This window comes from Zoogloea sp. (genome assembly GCF_030157465.1).
Lineage (GTDB): Bacteria > Pseudomonadota > Gammaproteobacteria > Burkholderiales > Rhodocyclaceae > Zoogloea.
In genome coordinates, this window is the sequence record NZ_JAOAUU010000094.1 from 1 (window position 1) to 3483 (window position 3483).

The window sequence follows — 3483 nt, forward strand, 5'->3', positions numbered from 1 at the left end:
GCTGCTGCTGTGGCTCGGCATCGACGAGGCGCCGAAGATCACGCTGATCGCCATCGGCGCCTTCTTTCCCGTCTATCTCAATTTCGTCGCCGGCATCCAGAACGTCGATCGCAAGCTCGTCGAAGTGGGAGGCATTTTCGGCCTCAAGGGCTGGGCGCTGGTGACGCGCATCTTTTTGCCCGCCACCCTGCCGAACCTGTTCACCGGTTTGCGCAGCGGGCTGTCGCTGGCCTGGATGTTCCTCGTCGCCGCCGAGCTGATCGCCGCCACCCGCGGCCTTGGCTACCTGCTCACCGATGGCCGCGAGACGGCCCGGGCCGATCTGGTAATCGTGGCGATCATCGTCCTCGCACTGCTCGGCAAGCTCAGCGACGGCGTGCTGCAACGGGCCGAGAAGCGTCTTCTGGCCTGGCGCGACGTGTTCGACGGCCGTGCGGCCTGAAGGAGAAAATATGTCCAAGCCCCTGCTTCAGCTTCAGGTTGAAGAAAAAAGCTTTCGCGCCCACCGGGTCATCGACCGGCTGGCCCTCGACATCCGGGCGGGTGAAGCGGTAAGCCTGGTCGGGCCCAGCGGCTGCGGCAAGAGCACGCTGCTACGCATCGTTGCCGGGCTCGAAACGGATTACGCCGGACGCGTGCTGGTCAAGGGCGCCACGCCCCAGCTCCATTCCCCCGACGTGGGTTTCATCTTCCAGGAGCCGCGCCTGCTGCCCTGGCTGTCGGTGGCGGACAACGTCGGCTTCGAGGCCGGCCGCCACGGCGGGCGCCACCCCCGCGTGCGCGAACTGCTCGCCGAAGTGGGCCTCGCGGCCTTCGCCGACGCCTGGCCGAAGCAGCTCTCCGGCGGCATGGCCCAGCGGGCGGCGATCGCCCGCGGGCTGTTCACCCAGCCGGCGCTGCTCTTGCTCGACGAGCCCTTCAGCGCCGTCGATGCCTTCACCCGCATGCGCCTGCAGGATCTGCTGCTGTCGGTGGCCGCCCATCACGGCACCACGCTGCTGCTGGTCACCCACGATATCGACGAAGCGGCCTACCTCAGCGACCGGATTGTCGTCATGGACAGCGGCCCGGGCCGCATCGCCGGCGAGGTGGCCGTGGCGCTGCCGCGCCCGCGGGATCGCCGCAACCCGGCCCTGGCCCGCGCTGAGGCCGAGGTGCTGACCCTGCTCAACGGCGGGCAGCAGGATTACCTCGACATCGCGCCGGATATCGCCGCTGCCCCGCCCACGCCGGCACCGCTCAACTGGTCGACGCTCGGCTTCGCCGTGTGAGCGGCGGCGCAGGCATTCGCCCCGGCTGGCCTTTCATCCAATCCATTCGTCTGTTCAAGGATTTTTCATGAGTCTCGATATTTTCTGGTTTCTGCCCACCTCCGGCGATACCCGCTACCTGGGCAAGTCCAATTCCGGCCGCACCGCCACCCCCGAATACCTGCAGCAAATTGCCGTGGCCGCCGACAACCTGGGCTACGACGGCATCCTGATTCCCACCGGCAGCGGCTGCCTCGATCCGTGGGTGACCGCCTCCAGCGTCGCTTCCGTCACCCGTCGCCTCAAGCTGCTGGTGGCGCTGCGTACCGCGCTGACCAAGCCGACCGCCGCCGCGCGCATGGCGGCCACTCTCGACCAGGCCACCCAGGGCCGTCTGCTGCTCAACGTGGTGGCCGGGGGCGATTCGACCGAGCTGGCCGCCGACGGCATTTTTCTCGATCACGATGAGCGCTACGACGAAGCATCGGAATTCCTGGCCATCTGGCGCCGCCTGATGGCCGGTGAAACGGTCGATTTCGAAGGCCAGCACCACCGCGTCAAGGGCGCCAGGCTCTACTTCGACGCAATCCAGCGCCCGCATCCGCCGCTGTATTTTGGCGGCTCGTCGTCCGCCGCCCATGATCTGGCGGCCGAGCACGTCGATGCCTACCTGTCGTGGGGCGAGCCGCCGGCCGCGGTGGGCGAGAAGATCGCCGACGTGCGCGCCCGCGCCGCCCTGCGGGGCCGCACGGTGCGCTTCGGGGTGCGCCTGCACGTCATCGTGCGCGAGACCAACGCCGAAGCCTGGGCCGCCGCCGACAATCTGATCAGCCGTCTCGACGACGACGTGATCGCCAAGGTGCAGGCGCGCTACGCATCCATGGATTCCGAAGGCCAGCGGCGCATGGCCGCGCTGCACGGCGGCCACCGCGACAAGCTGGAGGTGAGCCCCAACCTGTGGGCCGGCGTCGGCCTAGTGCGCGGCGGCTGCGGCACCGCGCTGGTCGGCGACCCGCAAACCGTCGCCGCGCGCCTGAAGGAATACGTCGATCTCGGTGTGGACAGTTTTGTGCTCTCCGGCTACCCGCACCTGGAAGAAGCCTATCGCTTCGCCGAGCTGGTCTTTCCGCTGCTGCCCGGCAAGAAGCCGGTGACGATCCAGGATCAGGTGATGACCGGCGGGCCTTTCGACGCCAGCACCGTCAAGACCGGCGCAGACGAGAAGGTGGCGGCATGAAGGTCATCGACATGCGCTGCCGGCCGGCCTTTCTGCACGATTTCTTTGGTGCCACGCCGGGCTCGGCCGCCAACGAAACCGCCCGCTGGCTCAACCGCCGGGTTGGCACCCGGGGCGACGACGAGCACTACGCCCGCTCGCGCACCCAGGAAGGCTTTCTGGCCGAAGTGCGCGAGGCCGGGCTGTCGAAGGCCGTCGTGGTGGGCCGCCACACGCCGGCCCAGCACCTGCCCAACGACCTGATCCACCGCATCACCCACGGCCACGACGAACTGCTCGGCATCGCCGGCGTGGACCCGCAGCTCCAGGGCCACGCGGCGGTGGACGAGGCCGAGCGCGCCATTCGCGAACTCGGGCTGGCCGGCATCGACATCGAACCGGGCTTTGGCGTGCCGGCCCGACACCCGGACGATCCGGTTTACTTCCCGATCTATGAAGTCTGCGCCAGCCTCGGCGTACCGGTGTTTCTGATGACCGGCCCGACCACGCCGGATCTGCGCTTCAACGACCCGGCGCCGCTGGCCCGCGTCGCCCAGGCTTTTCCGACGCTGCCCATTGTTTGCTACCACGGCTACTGGCCGAACGCCGAGCAGCTCATCGGCGCGGCCTTCCGCTACGAGAACATCCACGTGGTGCCCGACATGTATCTGTTCCTGCCGGGCAGCAAGACCTACGTGGAGGCCGCCAACGGTTTTCTTGCCGACCAGTTTTTGTTCGGCTCGTCCTACCCTTTCCGGCCGATCCGCCAGAGCATCGACGACTTTTTGCAGTTGGGCTTCAGCGAAGCGGTGCTGGACAAGCTGCTCTACGGCAACGCCGCCAGGCTGTTCAAGCTTTAATGTCGAAAGATCGAGGCTGGTCAAGAGCTGCCCATTTTGTGGGGGCGGCGACAGATCTGTAGATACTGTTATCCCCGTCAAGCCCCGTGAAGCCCCGGCTGAAAGGTCTGCCCCGACTTGAGCACGCCGTAGCTGACCTGGACGAGCTTGCGCATCA

At 67.4% G+C, this 3483-nt stretch carries 4 protein-coding genes; all 4 read left to right on the forward strand.

Translation table 11 applies throughout. The annotated features are described in order from the left end of the window. Nucleotides 1-442: ABC transporter permease subunit (locus Q1W26_RS11850; RefSeq protein ID WP_300440184.1), on the forward strand; the 442-nt coding region annotated here is incomplete at its 5' end. 10 nt (nucleotides 443-452) lie between these two features. Then, complete coding sequence (locus Q1W26_RS11855) at nucleotides 453-1271, forward strand: ABC transporter ATP-binding protein (protein ID WP_300440186.1); 819 nt, start codon at nucleotides 453-455, stop codon at nucleotides 1269-1271. Nucleotides 1272-1338: 67 nt separating this feature from the next. After that, nucleotides 1339-2487 carry an FMNH2-dependent alkanesulfonate monooxygenase gene (gene ssuD, locus Q1W26_RS11860; RefSeq protein ID WP_300440187.1) on the forward strand — a complete coding sequence of 383 codons (1149 nt, stop codon included), beginning with the start codon at nucleotides 1339-1341 and terminating at the stop codon, nucleotides 2485-2487. Then, complete coding sequence (locus Q1W26_RS11865) at nucleotides 2484-3326, forward strand: amidohydrolase family protein (RefSeq protein WP_300440190.1); 843 nt, start codon at nucleotides 2484-2486, stop codon at nucleotides 3324-3326. The genes ssuD and Q1W26_RS11865 overlap by 4 nt, the downstream gene beginning before the upstream one ends. Nucleotides 3327-3483: the final 157 nt, after the last annotated feature.